The organism is Paracoccus sp. (in: a-proteobacteria) (genome assembly GCF_035556475.1).
In the GTDB taxonomy this organism is placed as follows: domain Bacteria; phylum Pseudomonadota; class Alphaproteobacteria; order Rhodobacterales; family Rhodobacteraceae; genus Paracoccus.
Genome location: NZ_DATMFA010000027.1, coordinates 25474 through 41177, shown reverse-complemented (window position 1 = coordinate 41177; position 15704 = coordinate 25474). Strand labels below are relative to the sequence as shown.

Here is a 15704-nt window from a genome sequence, read left to right as displayed (position 1 = left end):
ACCTTGCGCGCGGACGCTCGACCTTCATGGTCGAGATGGTCGAGACGGCGGCGATCCTCAATCAGGCCGACGACCACGCCCTGGTGATCCTTGACGAGATCGGGCGCGGCACCGCGACCTGGGACGGGCTTTCGATTGCATGGGCGGTGATGGAGCATCTGCATGCCCGGAACCGCTGCCGCGCGCTCTTCGCGACACATTACCACGAGATGACATCGCTTTCCGCGCGGCTCGAGGGGGTCGAGAACGCGACCGTCGCCGTCCGCGAATGGGAGGGCGAGGTGATCTTCCTCCATGAGGTCACCAAGGGCGCGGCCGACCGCTCCTATGGCGTGCAGGTGGCGCGGCTGGCGGGACTGCCTCCCTCGGTCGTCGATCGCGCGCGAGAGATCCTGCACCAGCTTGAAAGCGGCGAGCGCGAGGGCGCGGGCAAGCCCGCCGCGCTGCTGGACGACCTGCCGCTGTTCCGCGCGGCGCCGCCTGTCCCGGTATCGGCGAAGCCCGCCCCCTCGGCGGCCGAGGAGCGGCTGCGCGCCATCAATCCCGACGACATCACCGCGCGCGAGGCGCTGGACCTGCTTTACGAATTGCGCGGCATGGTCGCGGGCCAGCCCTAGATCAGAACCTTGCCGAAACTGTCGCGCAAGGCCGCCGACCAGGCCGAGGACATGGCCATGAAGGCCGGGTCGCCCTCGAGGATGCGGCGGCGCTGCGAGACGCGCAGTCCGTCCCGCTCGATCACCGCCAGATCCAGCGGCATCCCGACCGAGAGGTTCGAGCGCAGCGTCGAATCCATCGACAGCAACACCGCCTTTTGCGCATCGGCAAGGCTGGTCTGCGGCGTCACCACCCGGTCGAGGATGGGCTTTCCGTATTTATGCTCGCCAATTTGCAAAAAGGGCGTGTCATCGGTCGCCATGATGAAATTGCCCTGCGGATAGATCAGGAACAGCCGCATCTCGCCGTCGCGGCGCTGGCCGGCGACGATCATGCTGGCGCTGGCCTGCTGGTTCAGGTCGCGGGTCAGTTCGGAAATCTCGCGCCGGGTGCGGTTCAGCGTCTCGCCGATGATCGTCGCGACCTGCAGCATCGACCCGGCCTTCATGATCGAGGTGGTCTCGTCCGAATCCGGGTCTTCGACCGCCTCCTGCAACCGGCCGAGCGCGGTCTGCGTGACCGAGAGGCTACCCGCCGTCAGGATGGCGATGACACGCTCGCCGGGCTCCTCGAAGAAATACATCTTGCGATAGGTCGAGATATTGTCGAGCCCCGCATTGGTCCGCGTATCAGAAAGCAGAACCAGCCCGGCATCCAGTTTCAGACCAACGCAATAGGTCATGCGGCACCCCTCCCCCGCCTCATCGGAGAGTTACGATGCCCGGCAAGGCAAGGCAACGGCGATACGCGGCTATTGCTGGACCTCCTCGACATGGACGCGCACGGCAAGGCTTTCGGTCCCGAAGCCGAAGGCCATGCCGCGCACCGGCGCCGCATCCTCAGCGTCATAACCCGAACCAAGCCTGACATAGCGGTCATCCGGGCAGCAGGCATTCGCCGCGTCGAAGCCGACCCAGCCAAGCGCGCCGACATGGATCTCGGCCCAGGCATGGGCGGCGTCATGCGGCTTTCCATCGGCAGTCGAATGGAGATAACCCGAGACATAACGCGCCGGCAGGCCCAGCGCACGGGCGCAGGCGATCAGCGCCTGGGCGAAGTCCTGGCAGACCCCCTGTCCCAGCGCGAGGGCCTCCGCCGCCGAGGTCGAGACGGCGGTAGCGCCCGGAACGAAGGCGATCGCCCGGTGAACCTCCGCCGACAGCCGGTGCCCGAGGTCGAGCGCATCCTCGCCCCGGACCGAGGCGGCAAGCGCGCGCAGCGCCGCGTCGGGCGTGGTGGCGGGGGTGTCGCGCAGGTAGACCAGCGGGCTTACCGTCTCGCGGTGGCCGCGCAGGACGCCGGCGGTGTCCCGCGTCTCGATCAGGCCCTCGATCGAGACCTTCACCGTCTCGATCGGGCCGCGCACGGTCCAACCCTCGATCCAGTCGCCCGCGCCGTCGCGGAAGGCCGCGCCGCGCTGGCCGCCGCTGACCGTGATCCGCCATTCGCCGACGCGCTGCCCCTCATGGACCGAGGGGGTCAGGCGCAGGCTTTGCACCAGCGCCTCGACCGGCGTGTCATAGCTGTAGCTTGTCTCGTGGGTGATCTTCAGCCTCACCGGACCCCTCCCTACATCCTGCCGCTGAAATAGTCGTCATGCACGGCATTCGAGATGCTGGCGATCTCGCCGATGAACCATGAGAGGAACTCGTGCAGCCCCTCGTCGAAGATCGCCTCGATATCGCGCGACATCAGCGCATCCAGCGTTTCGCGCGCATGGACCGAGGCCGTCGCGGGCACGCCCTCGCCATAGCGGCGGGTCAGCCCGTCGAGGTTCCAGACCGCCTCGTAAAGCGAGGTCAGCAGCGATCGTGGGCTTTCGCCGTTCAGGATCAGGAAATCCGCGACCTTGGCCGCCGTCACCTCGCCGCCATAGGCCCAGTGAAAGGCGCGATGGGCGGAAAGCGCGCGCAGGATCACTTGCCATTGATAGTTGTCGAGGCCCGAGCCGATGAACTCGACCCGCGGCAGCAGCACGTAGTATTTCACGTCGAGCAGGCGCGAGGTCGCGTCCGCCCGCTCCAGCGAATAGCCGAGATTGATGAAATGCCAGCCATCATTGCGAAGCTGGCTTGCATTGATCGCGCCGCGCACCGTCGCGCCATGGCGGGTGGTGAAATCGGTCAGCATCGCGGTATCAAGCTGGCTGCGCGCCCGGCCCTTCAGCTGCCGCAACTCCTGAAAGGCGATGTTCAGCGCGTCCCAGACCTGGTTCGTCAGGGCGGTGCGGACCACCCGCCCCCCCTCACGCGCGCGTTCGATGCAACTCGCGACCGAGGCCGGGTTTTCGCTGTCGAAGAACAGCCAGGACTCGACATTCTCCTGATTGATCTCGGCCCCGTAACGCTGGGCAAAGGTCAGTTGCGCACCCGAGGCGCGCAGAAGCGATTCCCATTCGTTGCGATAGCCTTCCTCGGTATTCGGCAGAAGGGTGATGCGCGCGCCCACATCCAGCAGACGGGCGGCGGTTTCGGCGCGTTCCAGATGGCGACCCATCCAGAACAGGTTGGCGGCGGTGCGGCTGAGCATCTGCGACCCCTCCTATTCCGTCAGAACCCAGGTGTCCTTGACCCCGCCGCCCTGCGACGAGTTCACGACAAGCGAGCCCTCGCGCAGCGCAACGCGGGTCAGCCCGCCCGGCACCAGCTCCACCCGGTCGCCGCAAAGGCAGAAGGGGCGCAGGTCGACATGCCGGGGCGCGATACCCTGATCGACGAAGGTGGGGCTGGTCGACAGCGCCAGCGTCGGCTGGGCGATGTAATTGCCGGGATTGGCTCTGATCCGCTCGGCAAAGGCCTCGATCTCGGCCTTGCTGGCCTTGGGGCCGATCAGCATTCCGTAGCCGCCCGAGCCATGGACCTCCTTCACCACCAATTCCTTGAGATTGGCCATGACATATCGGTAATCCTCGTCCTTCCACAGCGTCCATGTCTGGACGTTCTGCAAAAGCGGCTCCTCGCCCAGATAGAAGCGGACCATCTCGGGAACGAAGGTATAGACCGCCTTGTCATCGGCCACGCCCGCGCCGGGGGCCGAGGCGATGGCGACCCCGCCCGAGCGATAGACATCCATCAGCCCCGGCACGCCCAGCATGGAATCCTTGCGGAAACACAGCGGGTCGAGGAACGGGTCGTCGATCCGGCGATAGATCACGTCGACCCGCTTCGGCCCCTGCGTCGTGCGCATATAGACAAAGCCGCCATCGACGAACAGGTCGCTGCCCTCGACCAGTTCGACCCCCATCAGGTTCGCAAGGAAACTGTGTTCGTAATAGGCGCTGTTGAAATGGCCCGGCGTCAGGATCACGACGGTCGGCGCGCCCTCGCATTTCGCCGGCGCGACCGAGGCGAGGGTCCGGCGCAGCAATTCGGGATATTGCTCCACCGGCTCGATCCGGTTGTTGCGGAAGAGCGCGGGGAACATGCGCATCATGATCTCGCGGTTTTCCAGCATGTAGCTGACACCGGAGGGGGTGCGGCAATTGTCCTCCAGCACGAAGAATTCATCGCGGCCGGTGCGCACGATGTCGATGCCGACGATATGGGAAAAGACGCCGCGCGGCGGAACGAAGCCCACCACCGCCTTCTCGAAAGCGGCGTTCTGAAAGACAAGCTGCGCCGGGATGCGGCCCGCCCGCACGATCTCGGCCCGTGAATAGACATCGCGCAGGAAGGCGTTCAGCGCCCGCGCCCGCTGCTTGATCCCGCGCTCCAGCTTGCGCCATTCGCTTTGCAGAAAGACACGCGGCATCATGTCGAAGGGGATCAGCCGGTCCGGGTCGCCCCCCTCGCCATAGACCGCGAAGGTGATGCCGATGCGGCGGAACAGCGCCTCGGCCTCGGCCTGCTTCATCTGCCTGATCTCGGCCGGCATGGTTTCGACCCAGTCCGACAGCATGGCATAGGGCGCCCGGACCTGCCCGCTTTCCATCATTTCATTGTAATGCATCACCACCCCGGCTTCCCTCGTCACTGCCTGTGATCTTGGCACTCGGCCCGCCGCTGTCCATCGGAGGAACAAGGAATGCCGGGCGCAAGTTCCCCGCTGTCACCCGAGGAAGCAGCCCTGCCTAAAAACCGACCAGCCGCGCGGCCTGCGAAGTGCCGCCGCTGTCGCAGGGCATTTTATGCAAATGCGGGGAAAAGACCGCCGCCAAGGCCGGCCGCGCTAACCCCGCGCTAAGGATTGCGGCCTAAGCCTTGGGCATCACGATCAGCGAGGTAGGATGATGCAGCTCAGCTTGCTGCCCCAGGACGACGGCGTCACGATCAGGGTCGAGGAAAAACGCCTCGACGCCGCGGTCGCACTGGCCTTCAAGGACAAGGTGCGCGGCCTCGTCGCCCATGGCGGCGCGCGCGTCACGCTGGACCTCAGCCCGGTCGATTTCATGGACAGCTCCGGCCTCGGCGCGGTCATCGCCATCTTCAAGCAGATGCCCGCGGGCCGCAGCCTCGTGCTTTCGGGCCTCACCCCGAATGTCGAGCGGGTGTTCCGACTGACGCGCATGGACAAGGTCATGACGATCATCCCCGGCCCGGCATGGCACGACCGCGAGAGATGAGGGCCGAAACCCTCTCTCAGCGCCAGCCCATGCTGCACCGTATCTTCCGCGCCGACCCGATGACCGTGCGCCATGCGCTGAACTTCCTGCACGAAAGATTCGACGGCAGCGCCGGAGAGGAGGCGATCTTCCGTGTCGAACTGGCGCTGGCCGAGATTCTGAACAACATCTGCCAGCATGGGGGAGAAGGCGGTGCCGAAAGGCCGGGCGGACAAGGCCATGCGCCGCTGATCCATCTTTGCGTCATCCGCCATGTCGGGGGCATCGCTTGTGCGGTGACGGATGACGGGATTCCGCTGCCCGATCACTGCCTTGGCCCGCGCCTTCCCGGTGCGCCCGCGACGGGCCAGCGCGATGCCCTGCCCGAAGGGGGGTTCGGCTGGTTCCTGATCCAGGATCTGACCGCCTCGCTCAGCTATTTCCGCGAGGGGAGGCGCAACTTCCTCGCCTTCATCGTCCCGGTGGGGGACGCAGGCTCAAGCGGTCAGTTCAGCCCGAATTGCAGCGGATAGCGGCCATCCTCGAACTCGCCGAACATCTCGTCCACCTCGGGATGTTCCAGCGGCTCGCCCGAGACATCCGGGACGAGATTTTGTTCCGAGACATAGGCGACGTAATAGGTCGCTTCGGTCTCGGCATAGAGGTGGTAGAAGGGCTGATTGCGGGACGGGCGCGACTCTTCGGGGATGGACTCGTACCATTCCTCGGTATTGGCGAATTCGGGATCGACGTCGAACACCACCCCCCGGAACGGATGTTCCCGGTGGCGCACGACCTGCCCCAAACTGTATTTCGCCGTCTTGGCCGGAATCCGCATCGTCATGTTCCCGTTTCGCCGGGCTCAATAGCGCGGCGGACCGCCCGTGTCCACCAAAGCCGTCGCAATCGCCCCTGCAGCCGATCCCCACGGCGGCCGGATCGTCGCGACACTATGCGGGATTTCCCGCGGGAATCAGGGGCCGGGCGCCTCGTCCGGCTCCAGCGCGACGGTCGAGAGCGCCATCTTGGCCGAGCCTTGTGTCACCTGATTGCCATGCGAGAGATAGATCAGCACATGATTCTTCTCGTCATAGATCCGCTTCACCCGCAGCGACTTGAAGATCAGCGACCGCGAGGCCGAGAAGACGTCCTCGCCAGCCGGAGCACGCGCGATGTCGCCAATCGTGATCGGTCCCGTCCGCACGCATTCGATGGCCGAGTTCGACGGATCCTCGAACCAGTTCCCCTGTTTCAGGCGGTCAAGCATCGAGCGTTCGAAATAGGCCAGATGACAGGTCACGCCCTCAACCTCGGGATCGGCGATCGCCTCGACCAGAATGTCGTTGCCGACCCAGTCGACGCCCACCTTGCCGACGATCTCGGCGCGGGCCGGCATCGCGGCCAAAAGCAGCAGGGCAAGGGCGAGCCGCATGGAACCTCCACGGAAAGAACGGCTCCAGCATGGCGAGGACCGACCGGGCTTGCAACCCGGTCCGGGCTCAGGCCGGCAATGCCTCGCGGTGAATGGGCGCCCTGCCCTCCTCCGTCAGCAATTGCGGCTCCCCGCCGTCAAAGACCACGACGCTCAGCGGCCCGCCATAGGCGGCGCCGGTATCGATGGCGAGGCGGTTGCCGAAATGCGTCACCTGGTCGACCACGGTATGGCCATGGACGACAAGGATGCCGTGATCGGTCGCGTCGTCCAGAAAACCCTGCCGGATCCAGACCAGGTCATGCTCGGTCTGCTGCGACAGGTCGACATGCGGGCGGATACCGGCATGGACGATCAGCGCCTCGGGAATCAGATGCCATAGCGGCAAGCCGTCCAGCCAGCGCAGATGCGCCTCGGGCACGGCGCGGATCGTGTCGGCCAGAATATCCGCGTGGTCGCGCGTGCCCCGCGTGACGCCATAGGAGGCAAGGGTCGGCCCCGCCCCCAGATTGGCATGATCCAGCCAGTGCCGCCCCGAGGCGAGGCCGGGATCGATCCAGTCCGGCTCATTGACAAAGCGCGGCAGGAAGCGGTCGTGATTGCCTTTCAGCACCGTCCAGGGCCGCCCCTCGGCCTGCCCGCGCATCAGATAATCGACGACGCCGCGCGAATCCGGCCCGCGGTCGATCAGGTCGCCGACATGGACCACCCGCCCGCCGCCGCCATGCGCCGCATCGTCACGGCCGATCCGCTCATGCACCGATCGCAGCAGGTCGAGCTGCCCGTGGATATCGCCGATGACATAGGTGCGCATCACGCCTCCGCAATGAAAAAGGCCCCGGAGCGGGTCCGGGGCCGGTCGTCAGGTCCTGATCAGACCTCGAAGTTGATCGGACGAACCTGCAGGAACTTGCCCGTCGCCCGCAGCGCCTCGATTACCTCAGGCTTCAGCTCCTCGTCCAGATAGAGGATCGCGATGGCGTCGTCCCCGGTCTGCGTCCGGCCAAGGGTGAAGTTCGCGATGTTCACGCCCAGATCGCCAAGGATCGTTCCCAGCGCGCCGATGACGCCCGGCACGTCCTTGTTGCGGGTGTAAAGCATGAACTCGCCGATCTCTGCATCGACATTGATGCCGCGGATCTGGATGAAGCGCGGCTTGCCGTCGCTGAAGACCGTCCCCGCGATCGAGCGTTCGCGCGTCTCCGTCACCACCGTGACCTTGATATAGCCGTCGAAGATCCCCGATTTGCCCTGCGTCGTGGTCGCGACCTGGACACCGCGCTCGGTCGCGATGACCGGGGCCGAGACCATGTTCACATCCGGGTTCGTCGCCTTCATGACACCCGCAATGACCGAGGCGTTCAGCGCCTTCAGGTTCATCTCGGATGCGACGCCGTCGTAAAGGACGTTGATCGCCTTGATCGGCTCGTCGGTCATCTGGCCGATGAAGGCGCCAAGATGCCCCGCCAGCTTGATCCACGGACCCATGACGGCCGCTTCCTCTGCCGTCACCGAAGGCATGTTCAGCGCGTTCTGCACCGCGCCGGTCAGCAGGTAATCCGACATCTGCTCGGCCACCTGCAGCGCGACATTCTCCTGCGCCTCATTGGTCGAGGCGCCCAGATGCGGCGTCACGACGACATTGGGCAGATTGAACAGCGGGCTGTCGGTCGCAGGCTCGGTCGCGAACACATCCAGCGCCGCCCCGGCGACATGGCCCGACTTCAGCAGCTCGGCCAGCGCCTCCTCGTCGATCAGACCGCCACGCGCGGCATTGATGATGCGCACGCCCTTCTTGGTCTTGGCGAGGTTCTCGCGCGACAGGATGTTACGGGTCTTGTCGGTCAGCGGAACATGCAGGGTGATGAAATCGGCCTTGGCCAGCAGCTCGTCCAGCTCGACCTTCTTCACGCCCAGCTCCACCGCGCGCTCTTCCGACAGGAAGGGGTCATAGGCCAGGACCTTCATGCGCAGCCCCAGCGCCCGGTCGATCACGATCGAGCCGATATTCCCCGCGCCAATGATGCCCAGCGTCTTGTTGAAGACCTCGACGCCCATGAAGCGGTTCTTCTCCCACTTCCCGGCATGGGTCGAGGCGCTGGCCTCCGGCAATTGCCGCGCCACGGCGAACATCAGCGCGATGGCATGTTCGGCGGTGGTCACGCTGTTGCCGAAGGGCGTGTTCATGACGATCACGCCCTTTTTCGAGGCGGCGGGGATCTCGACATTGTCGACCCCGATCCCGGCGCGGCCAATGACCTTCAGGTTGGTGGCGTTCTCCAGCAGCTTCGCCGTCACCTTGGTGGCCGAACGGATGGCAAGGCCGTCATACTGGCCGATGATCTCGGCCAGCTTCTCCTTGTCCTTGCCGACATCCGGCAGATAGTCCACGTCGACGCCGCGATCGCGGAAGATCTGGACGGCGGTTTCCGAAAGCTTGTCCGAAACAAGAACCTTGGGCATCTCTCTATCCTCTGGATATGCTGGGGCCGCGCGGGTGCCTCCCCGGCCCCGCGCTTTGCCCTTCATCGTTTCACAAATACCCCGGGGGGTGCGGGGGGCAGCGCCCCCCGTTCAGATCAGGCCAGCGCGGCCTGCGCTTCGATCTCTGCGTTGAACGCATATTCGATCCACGGCATCAGCGCGGCCACGTCCGAGGTCTCGACGGTCGAACCGCACCAGATCCTCAGGCCCGCCGGCGCGTCACGATAGGCACCCGCGTCCAGCGCCACGCCGTCTTTTTCCAGACGCTTGGCGACGGCCTTGGCAAAAGCCGCCCCGTCCTTGATGCGCGGATCGGTGAATTTCAGGCAGACGCTCGTGGTCGAGGCCGTCGCGGGATCCTCGGCCAGATCGGCGATCCAGTCCTTGCCGGCGATGAAATCGCGGATCGCGCCAGCATTCGCGTTGGCGCGGGCTTCCAGCGCCTTGCGGCCGCCCAGCGATTGCGCCCATTTCAGCGCGACCAGATAATCCTCGACGCAGAGCATCGAGGGCGTGTTGATCGTCTCGCCCTTGAAGATCCCTTCGATCAGCTTGCCGCCCTTGGTCATGCGGAAGATCTTCGGCATCGGCCAGGCGGGGGTATAGCTCTCCAGACGCTCGACGGCGCGCGGGCTCAGGATCAGGACGCCATGCCCGCCCTCGCCGCCCAGCACCTTCTGCCAGCTGAAAGTCACCACATCCAGCTTGTCGAAGGGCAGGTCCATCGCAAACGCGGCCGAGGTCGCGTCGCAGATGGTCAGGCCCGCGCGCTCCGCCGGGATCTTGTCGCCATTCGGCACGCGCACGCCCGAGGTGGTGCCGTTCCAGGTGAAGACGACGTCATTGTCGAAATCGACCTCGGCAAAATCGACGATCTGGCCATAGGGCGCCTTGCGGGTCACGGCGTCGAGCTTCAGCTGTTTCACCACATCGGTGACCCAGCCTTCGCCGAAGCTTTCCCAGGCCAGCATCTCGACCTTGCGCGGGCCAAGCAGCGACCACAGCGCCATTTCGACAGCGCCGGTATCCGAGGCAGGAACGATGCCGATGCGGTAATCGGCGGGAACACCAAGGATCTCGCGGGTGAGGTCGATGGCCTCGGCAAGCTTCGACTTGCCGATCGCGGCACGATGCGAGCGGCCGAGCGGCGCGTCAGCAAGCATGTCCAGCGAGAAATTGGGGATCTTGGCACAGGGGCCAGACGAAAAGCGCGGATTTGCCGGCCGCGCAGCCGGAGCATTGATGCTCATATGTGTAGCCTTCCAGCTAGATAGCGCCGCGTTGGGGCGGCGTGTCCCGCTGACGGCGATATACCGCGCCCGGCCTTCAGGCAAGAAAAAATTTCGCGCCGTTCCGCCGGCCCCTTCCCTGCCGCCCCGATTGAAGCCGCGGGCGGTTTTGGCTAGTGCTGCGCCAAATCCCTCGCGCCCCGGAGATCCCATGTTCACCGTCACCATCCTCGCTGCGCCGGAACGCGCCGATCTCGCCGCCTCGCTGGTCGAGGAGCTGCGCAAGGATTGGGACGGCGGCCATGTCCTCTGGCTCAACCCCGGAATCGCCGCGGAATTTCCGGTCGAGGCCGTCCCCAGTGATTTCTGGAAGGCATGGGAAATCCTTCAACAGAAGGGCTTCGACCTCGCCATCCAGCCGACGCAAGGCCGGCGCAAGGCGGTGCTGCTGGCCGACATGGATTCGACCATGATCCAGCAGGAATGCATCGACGAACTCGCCGATGTCGCCGGCGTGGGCGAGCGCGTCGCCGCGATCACCGCCCGCGCCATGAACGGCGAGTTGAATTTCCACGAGGCCCTGACCGCCCGCGTCGCCCTGCTGGCCGGGCTTTCCGAATCGGCCATCGGCGAGGTGCTGGACAGCCGCATCACCCTTGCGCCCGGCGGCAAGGAACTCGTCGCGACCATGCGGGCGCAGGGGGCCTATACCGCGCTCGTCTCGGGCGGCTTCACGGTCTTTACCGGCCCGGTCGCCGCCGCCCTCGGCTTTGACGAGCATCGCGCGAATGAGCTTCTGGCCGATCAGGGCGTCCTCCTCGGCACGGTTGGCCTGCCGATCCTCGGCCGCGAGGCCAAGGTCGAGGCGCTCGAAGAAATCACCGCCGCCCGCGGCCTTACCCCCGCCGATGCGATCGCGGTCGGCGACGGGGCGAATGACCTCGGCATGTTGAAGCTCGCCGGCACCGGCGTCGCGCTTCACGCCAAGCCCGTCGTCGCGGCCGAGGTCGATCTCAGGATCAATCACGGCGACCTGACGGCCCTTCTCTACCTGCAGGGTTACGCCGCGGAAGAATTCGCGAACTGACACCCCCGCGTTCACGAACTTGCGAACTCGGCCCATCGGTGAGAGAAGCAGAGGATGAAAATCCGCTTCAAGGCCCTTTCCGTCCACCTGCTGACCGCCACCGGCGCGGTCCTGTCGATGCTGGCGCTGCTGGCGGCGGTGAATGCCGAATGGTCGCAGATGTTCTTCTGGCTCGTCGTGGCGCTGATCGTCGACGGCGTCGACGGCCCGCTGGCACGCCGCTATCAGGTGACGATCAACTGGCCGACCTATGACGGCGTGTTAATGGATCTGATCATCGACTATCTCACCTATGTCTTCATCCCGGCCTATGCGCTTTTCATGTCGGGCCTCCTGCCGGGCTGGACGGGCTGGATCGCGATCATCGCCATCACCTATGGCAGCGTGATCTATTTCGCCGATACGCGGATGAAGACAAAGGACAATTCCTTTGCCGGCTTCCCCGCCTGCTGGAACATGGTGGTGCTGGTCCTCTTCGCGTTGAAGCCGAATTTCTGGGTGATTCTCCTGATCGTGGTGGCGCTGACGCTGACCATGTTCACCAATGTGAAATTCATCCATCCGGTGCGGACTGGGCGCTGGCGCGCCATCTCGCTGCCGGTGACGGTTGGCTGGGTGGTTTTCGCGGTCTGGGCAGTCCTCGACGACTTCCACCCCGACAGCATCGCCCGCTGGGGCCTCCTCGTCACCTCGCTCTGGCTGATCGGCGCGGGCGCCGCACAGCAACTGACCGAGAAGCGGACTTGATTCCCCCGGCATTTGCGCGAAAACCTGCCTGACCGACCCGAAGAAGCAGATGGAGGCGGAATGCTTGGCAATTTCATGCGCGGTGCGGCGCTGGCAATACTGACGGCGACGCCGGTATTGGCGGCGCAGGATACGATCACGCTGGGCATGGTGCTTGAGCCGCCAAACCTCGACCCGACCGGCGGCACCGCCGCCGCCATAGACGAGATTGTCTATGCCAATGTCTTCGAGGGCCTGACCCGCATCGCGCCCGATGGCAGCACCGTGCCCGGCCTCGCCTCCAGCTGGGAGGCCGAGGACGGCGGCAAGGCCTATCTGTTCCACCTTCGCCCCGGCGTGACCTTCCATGACGGCAGCGCCTTCGACGCCGAGGACGTGATCTTCTCGCTCGACCGCGCCCGCGCGCCCGACAGCACCAATGCGCAAAAGGCGCTCTTCGAGGGCATCGAGACGGTCGAGGCGCCGGATCCCCTGACCGTGCGCGTCACGCTCAAGGCGCCCGATGGCGGCTTCCCCTTCAAGATGGCCTGGGGCGATGCGGTCATGGTCGACAAGGCCAATATCCCGGAAATCGCGACGAAACCCGTCGGAACCGGCCCCTTCCGTTTTGATGAATGGGTGCAGGGCGACCATATCCGGCTTGCCGCCTATGACGGCTACTGGGGGACGAAACCGGCGCTGAAAACCGCGACCTTCCGCTTCATCCCCGACCCGACCGCGGCCTTCGCGGCGATGATGGCGGGCGATCTCGACGCCTTCCCGATCTATCCCGCGCCCGAGACGCTGGCGCAGCTCGAGGCCGATCCCCGCTTCAAGGTTCTCGTCGGCACCACCGAGGGCGAGACCATCCTCGCCATGAACCACAAGAATCCCTCCCTCGCACTCCTCAAGGTCCGCGAGGCCATCGCCCATGCGATCAACCGCAAGGACATCATCGACGGCGCCATGTTCGGCTATGGCACCCCGATCGGCAGCCATTTCGCACCGCATAATCCCGATTACACCGACCTGACCGGACTCTCGGAATACGACCCCGAACGCGCAAAGGCCCTGCTGGCCGAGGCCGGCGTCAAGGATCTCACCCTGCGCCTCGCGCTCCCGCCCACGCCCTATGCCCGCCGCGGCGGCGAGATCGTGGCGGCAGAGCTGCGCGCCGTCGGGATCGAGACGCGGATCACCAATATGGAATGGGCGCAATGGCTCGAGCAGGTGTTCAAGAACGCCGATTATGATCTGACCATCATCAGCCATGTCGAGCCGATGGATATCGGCATCTACGGCCGCGACGGCTATTATTTCAACTACCAGAACCCGGCCTTCAACAAGGTGATGGGGCTTCTCGACGCCGAGACCGACCCGGCGGCGCGCTCGAAGCTCCTGAAACAGGCGCAGGAAATCCTCGCCAATACCTATGCCAATGTCTTCCTCTTCCAGCTCCCCAAGATCGGCGTGGCCAAGGCCCAGATCCAAGGCCTGTGGGAAAATGCCCCGATGCCCGCCAATGATCTCAGCCAGGTGCACTGGACCGAATAGCGCCCGCGTCTTCTTCGTTCCTCAAATACTCATGCGGCGCTGCCCCCGGGCGGCGCCCTTTCAGTTCTTCAGCACGATGCAGCGCCCACCAAAGCTGCGCAGCCGGGTGCAGAAGGCATGGGCCTCGGTCTTGGAGGAATAGCCGATCTGCGCCGTATAGACCTTGCGCGGGCCGCCCGAGATCTTGCGCCGCACATAGCTGACGCGCTTGCCGCCAAGGATCGGCCGCAGGGTCTTGTTCAGGCGCGACACCTGGGTCGTGACGCCGGACTGGCTCGGATGGGTGGCGACGATCACACCCCAGGGCCAGGGATGCTCGGGCGTGCGGAACTCGCGCAGCTTGCGGCTTGCCGCAAGATCGACGCAGGCGGCATAGAAAGGCCGCTCCTTGTCCAGCCGCAGGTCGGCGGTCTGCGCGGGGCTGTCGCGCCAGCTTACGGCGGTCAACCCGGTGATCGCCTGGACATAGTCCTGCGTCTCCCAGGGCAGGCCGCCATCCTGCGCGATGAAGCGCGCGGCGCGGTTCTCGCCACCATTATAGGCCACGGCGGCCAGGCCGACATTGCCGAACCCGTCGGTCAGCGACCGCAGATAGCGCGCCGAGGCCGCGATCGCCTTCGCCGGGTTGAAGGGGTCGTCAAGCCCGACCATCTCGGCCGTGCCGGGCATGAACTGGGCAATGCCCATCGCGCCGACCGGACTGACCGCCCCCGGCTCGAACAGGCTTTCCTTCCACAGCAACCGGGCGAAGAAATGCGGGTCGAGGTCGTTTTGCCCCGCCGCGCGCTCGATCACCGTGCAGACATCGGGAATGTAATTCGCCAGCGAGATGCAATAGAAGCCGTCATCCGTGCAGCGGCTCTTGGCCGAGAAGGCGCGGGGCGCGCTCAGGCCGTGGATCGCATCGACCGCCTCATAGGCCGAAGCGGGGCTGAGGACCAGCGCGGCAAGAAACCCAAGAACCAGACGACGCATCGGCGACTTACTTGCAAAGGATGGTGCGTCCGGGGAATAGCAATTCCGCCTCGACTTGGAAACCATCTAGGTAAGGGCCGGCGGTCCGTCGCCCGCGCAGTGTGGCTTGTCGGCCCGAACGAAGGAAAAGGCCCCGCCCTTCTGAGGGCGAGGCCGAAGCTTTACTGGGCGGCGGCGGTGGTCGCCGGAGTCCCCGCGGGCTCGAGATAGCCGTTCGGCAACTGGACCAGCGGACCTTCCAGCGCCTCGCTTTCGCCGCGCGAGCGGACCTTGACCCGCGTGCCGGTCGGGATCTCGCCAAAGAGGTCCATGATGTCCTGGTTGAACATACGGATACAGCCGGCCGAGGTCGCCTTGCCGATCGAGGACGGATCCATCGTGCCATGGATCCGATAAAGCGTGTCGCGCCCGCCCTGATAGAGGTAGAAGGCCCGCGAACCCAGCGGGTTGTCGATGCCGCCCGGCAGGCCATTGCGCAGCGGGCCGTAAAGGTCGGGCATGGTGCGCACCATGTTCGCAGTCGGCGTCCAGCTCGGCCAGGCCTGCTTGCGGTTGATCGAGGCCCCACCCTGGAAGTTCTTGCCGGCCTGACCCACGGCCACGCCATAGCGCATCGCCTCGCCCGGCGCGATCACGTGATAGAGAAAGCGCGCATAGGGATCGACGACGATCGTGCCCGGCGCTTCCGAGCCGTTATAGGCGACGCGCTGGCGGGTATTGCGGTCGGTCAGATAGGCCTTGCGGACGGCATGGATCTCGATCGGCTGGCCGTTCGGGCCACTGTCGGTGCGTGCGCCATAGACGCCACTCCCGACAGACGAGGTGGTGGAGGTCGGGGTCGTGGGTGCGCAGGCAGCAAGGCCAAGCCCCATCGCCAGCATCAGCGAGGCAAATCGCATCTGAGTTTCCCTTTGTAACGGCTGCGCGCAGGGGCCGCAGCCGAGGCAGCATTCAAGGCGTCAAGTCGCGGAATGCCACCGAGCAGGAGGGCGGCCGCGACTCGGCTGACTCCAGAAGTCT

At 65.4% G+C, this 15704-nt stretch carries 17 protein-coding genes; 6 read left to right on the top strand and 11 right to left on the bottom strand.

Features of this window, described 5'->3' with window-relative positions; translation table 11 throughout:
* The coding region (locus VNQ78_RS03840) for a MutS-related protein (protein ID WP_414694039.1) at window positions 1-617 on the top strand (617 nt) is incomplete at its 5' end.
* Here VNQ78_RS03840 and VNQ78_RS03835 read toward each other — a convergent pair.
* The 4 genes from VNQ78_RS03835 to VNQ78_RS03820 form a co-directional block, all read right to left on the bottom strand.
* Complete coding sequence (locus tag VNQ78_RS03835; RefSeq protein ID WP_325686766.1) at window positions 614-1339, bottom strand: proteasome-type protease; 726 nt, start codon at window positions 1337-1339, stop codon at window positions 614-616. The genes VNQ78_RS03840 and VNQ78_RS03835 overlap by 4 nt on opposite strands.
* A gap of 69 nt (window positions 1340-1408) precedes the next feature.
* Window positions 1409-2215, bottom strand: a complete 807-nt coding sequence (locus tag VNQ78_RS03830) for a transglutaminase family protein (RefSeq protein ID WP_325686764.1) — start codon at window positions 2213-2215, stop codon at window positions 1409-1411.
* An 11-nt stretch (window positions 2216-2226) separates the two neighbouring features.
* Entirely contained in the window at window positions 2227-3186 is a 960-nt protein-coding gene (locus VNQ78_RS03825) for an alpha-E domain-containing protein (RefSeq protein ID WP_325686762.1), read from the bottom strand.
* 12 nt (window positions 3187-3198) lie between these two features.
* Window positions 3199-4605 carry a circularly permuted type 2 ATP-grasp protein gene (locus VNQ78_RS03820; RefSeq protein ID WP_325686760.1) on the bottom strand — a complete coding sequence of 469 codons (1407 nt, stop codon included), beginning with the start codon at window positions 4603-4605 and terminating at the stop codon, window positions 3199-3201.
* 280 nt (window positions 4606-4885) lie between these two features.
* On the opposite strand from VNQ78_RS03820, the gene VNQ78_RS03815 reads away from it, so the two are divergent.
* Window positions 4886-5218, top strand: a complete 333-nt coding sequence (locus VNQ78_RS03815) for an STAS domain-containing protein (protein ID WP_325686758.1) — start codon at window positions 4886-4888, stop codon at window positions 5216-5218.
* Complete coding sequence (locus VNQ78_RS03810) at window positions 5215-5730, top strand: ATP-binding protein (RefSeq protein WP_325686756.1); 516 nt, start codon at window positions 5215-5217, stop codon at window positions 5728-5730. Before VNQ78_RS03815 ends, VNQ78_RS03810 begins: the two co-directional genes overlap by 4 nt.
* On the opposite strand, the gene hspQ is transcribed toward VNQ78_RS03810, so the two are convergent.
* The 5 genes from hspQ to VNQ78_RS03785 all read right to left on the bottom strand — a co-directional run bounded on the left by hspQ (window position 5703) and on the right by VNQ78_RS03785 (window position 10363).
* Window positions 5703-6035: a heat shock protein HspQ gene (hspQ, locus tag VNQ78_RS03805; protein WP_325686768.1), complete on the bottom strand. Its 333-nt coding sequence runs from the start codon at window positions 6033-6035 to the stop codon at window positions 5703-5705. The genes VNQ78_RS03810 and hspQ overlap by 28 nt on opposite strands.
* A 135-nt stretch (window positions 6036-6170) precedes the next feature.
* The gene (locus VNQ78_RS03800) at window positions 6171-6629 is read right to left on the bottom strand and encodes a CreA family protein (RefSeq protein ID WP_325686754.1); all 459 of its coding nucleotides are present in this window, start codon (window positions 6627-6629) and stop codon (window positions 6171-6173) included.
* Between the two features lie 67 nt (window positions 6630-6696).
* Window positions 6697-7443 carry a metallophosphoesterase gene (locus VNQ78_RS03795; RefSeq protein ID WP_325686752.1) on the bottom strand — a complete coding sequence of 249 codons (747 nt, stop codon included), beginning with the start codon at window positions 7441-7443 and terminating at the stop codon, window positions 6697-6699.
* Window positions 7444-7502: 59 nt separating this feature from the next.
* The gene (gene serA / locus VNQ78_RS03790) at window positions 7503-9092 is read right to left on the bottom strand and encodes a phosphoglycerate dehydrogenase (protein WP_325686749.1); all 1590 of its coding nucleotides are present in this window, start codon (window positions 9090-9092) and stop codon (window positions 7503-7505) included.
* Between the two features lie 116 nt (window positions 9093-9208).
* Window positions 9209-10363 (bottom strand): phosphoserine transaminase, encoded by a 1155-nt coding sequence (locus tag VNQ78_RS03785; RefSeq protein ID WP_325686747.1) that lies wholly within the window; start codon window positions 10361-10363, stop codon window positions 9209-9211.
* Window positions 10364-10553: 190 nt separating this feature from the next.
* Here VNQ78_RS03785 and serB point away from each other — a divergent pair, with 190 nt between their 5' ends.
* Genes serB through VNQ78_RS03770 form a run of 3 tightly spaced genes read left to right on the top strand, consistent with a single transcriptional unit; the run spans window position 10554 to window position 13709 of the window.
* Complete coding sequence (gene serB / locus VNQ78_RS03780) at window positions 10554-11429, top strand: phosphoserine phosphatase SerB (protein WP_325686745.1); 876 nt, start codon at window positions 10554-10556, stop codon at window positions 11427-11429.
* A 54-nt stretch (window positions 11430-11483) separates the two neighbouring features.
* Window positions 11484-12176, top strand: a complete 693-nt coding sequence (locus VNQ78_RS03775) for a CDP-alcohol phosphatidyltransferase family protein (protein WP_325686743.1) — start codon at window positions 11484-11486, stop codon at window positions 12174-12176.
* Window positions 12177-12236: 60 nt separating this feature from the next.
* Complete coding sequence (locus VNQ78_RS03770; RefSeq protein WP_325686741.1) at window positions 12237-13709, top strand: ABC transporter substrate-binding protein; 1473 nt, start codon at window positions 12237-12239, stop codon at window positions 13707-13709.
* A gap of 60 nt (window positions 13710-13769) precedes the next feature.
* On the opposite strand, the gene VNQ78_RS03765 is transcribed toward VNQ78_RS03770, so the two are convergent.
* Entirely contained in the window at window positions 13770-14684 is a 915-nt protein-coding gene (locus tag VNQ78_RS03765) for a lytic transglycosylase domain-containing protein (RefSeq protein ID WP_325686739.1), read from the bottom strand.
* A 161-nt stretch (window positions 14685-14845) separates the two neighbouring features.
* Entirely contained in the window at window positions 14846-15583 is a 738-nt protein-coding gene (locus VNQ78_RS03760; RefSeq protein WP_325686737.1) for a L,D-transpeptidase, read from the bottom strand.
* Between the last annotated feature and the right edge of the window lie 121 nt (window positions 15584-15704).

Excerpts from the sequence above, each read along its gene's own strand:
- VNQ78_RS03835 (WP_325686766.1), bottom strand. The coding sequence starts at position 1,339 with ATGACCTATTGCGTTGGTCTGAAACTGGATGCCGGGCTGGTTCTGCTT.
- VNQ78_RS03825 (WP_325686762.1), bottom strand. The coding sequence starts at position 3,186 with ATGCTCAGCCGCACCGCCGCCAACCTGTTCTGGATGGGTCGCCATCTG.
- VNQ78_RS03820 (WP_325686760.1), bottom strand. The coding sequence starts at position 4,605 with ATGCATTACAATGAAATGATGGAAAGCGGGCAGGTCCGGGCGCCCTAT.
- VNQ78_RS03815 (WP_325686758.1), top strand. The coding sequence starts at position 4,886 with ATGCAGCTCAGCTTGCTGCCCCAGGACGACGGCGTCACGATCAGGGTC.
- VNQ78_RS03810 (WP_325686756.1), top strand. The coding sequence starts at position 5,215 with ATGAGGGCCGAAACCCTCTCTCAGCGCCAGCCCATGCTGCACCGTATC.
- hspQ (WP_325686768.1), bottom strand. The coding sequence starts at position 6,035 with ATGCGGATTCCGGCCAAGACGGCGAAATACAGTTTGGGGCAGGTCGTG.
- VNQ78_RS03800 (WP_325686754.1), bottom strand. The coding sequence starts at position 6,629 with ATGCGGCTCGCCCTTGCCCTGCTGCTTTTGGCCGCGATGCCGGCCCGC.
- VNQ78_RS03795 (WP_325686752.1), bottom strand. The coding sequence starts at position 7,443 with ATGCGCACCTATGTCATCGGCGATATCCACGGGCAGCTCGACCTGCTG.
- serA (WP_325686749.1), bottom strand. The coding sequence starts at position 9,092 with ATGCCCAAGGTTCTTGTTTCGGACAAGCTTTCGGAAACCGCCGTCCAG.
- VNQ78_RS03785 (WP_325686747.1), bottom strand. The coding sequence starts at position 10,363 with ATGAGCATCAATGCTCCGGCTGCGCGGCCGGCAAATCCGCGCTTTTCG.
- serB (WP_325686745.1), top strand. The coding sequence starts at position 10,554 with ATGTTCACCGTCACCATCCTCGCTGCGCCGGAACGCGCCGATCTCGCC.
- VNQ78_RS03775 (WP_325686743.1), top strand. The coding sequence starts at position 11,484 with ATGAAAATCCGCTTCAAGGCCCTTTCCGTCCACCTGCTGACCGCCACC.
- VNQ78_RS03770 (WP_325686741.1), top strand. The coding sequence starts at position 12,237 with ATGCTTGGCAATTTCATGCGCGGTGCGGCGCTGGCAATACTGACGGCG.
- VNQ78_RS03765 (WP_325686739.1), bottom strand. The coding sequence starts at position 14,684 with ATGCGTCGTCTGGTTCTTGGGTTTCTTGCCGCGCTGGTCCTCAGCCCC.
- VNQ78_RS03760 (WP_325686737.1), bottom strand. The coding sequence starts at position 15,583 with ATGCGATTTGCCTCGCTGATGCTGGCGATGGGGCTTGGCCTTGCTGCC.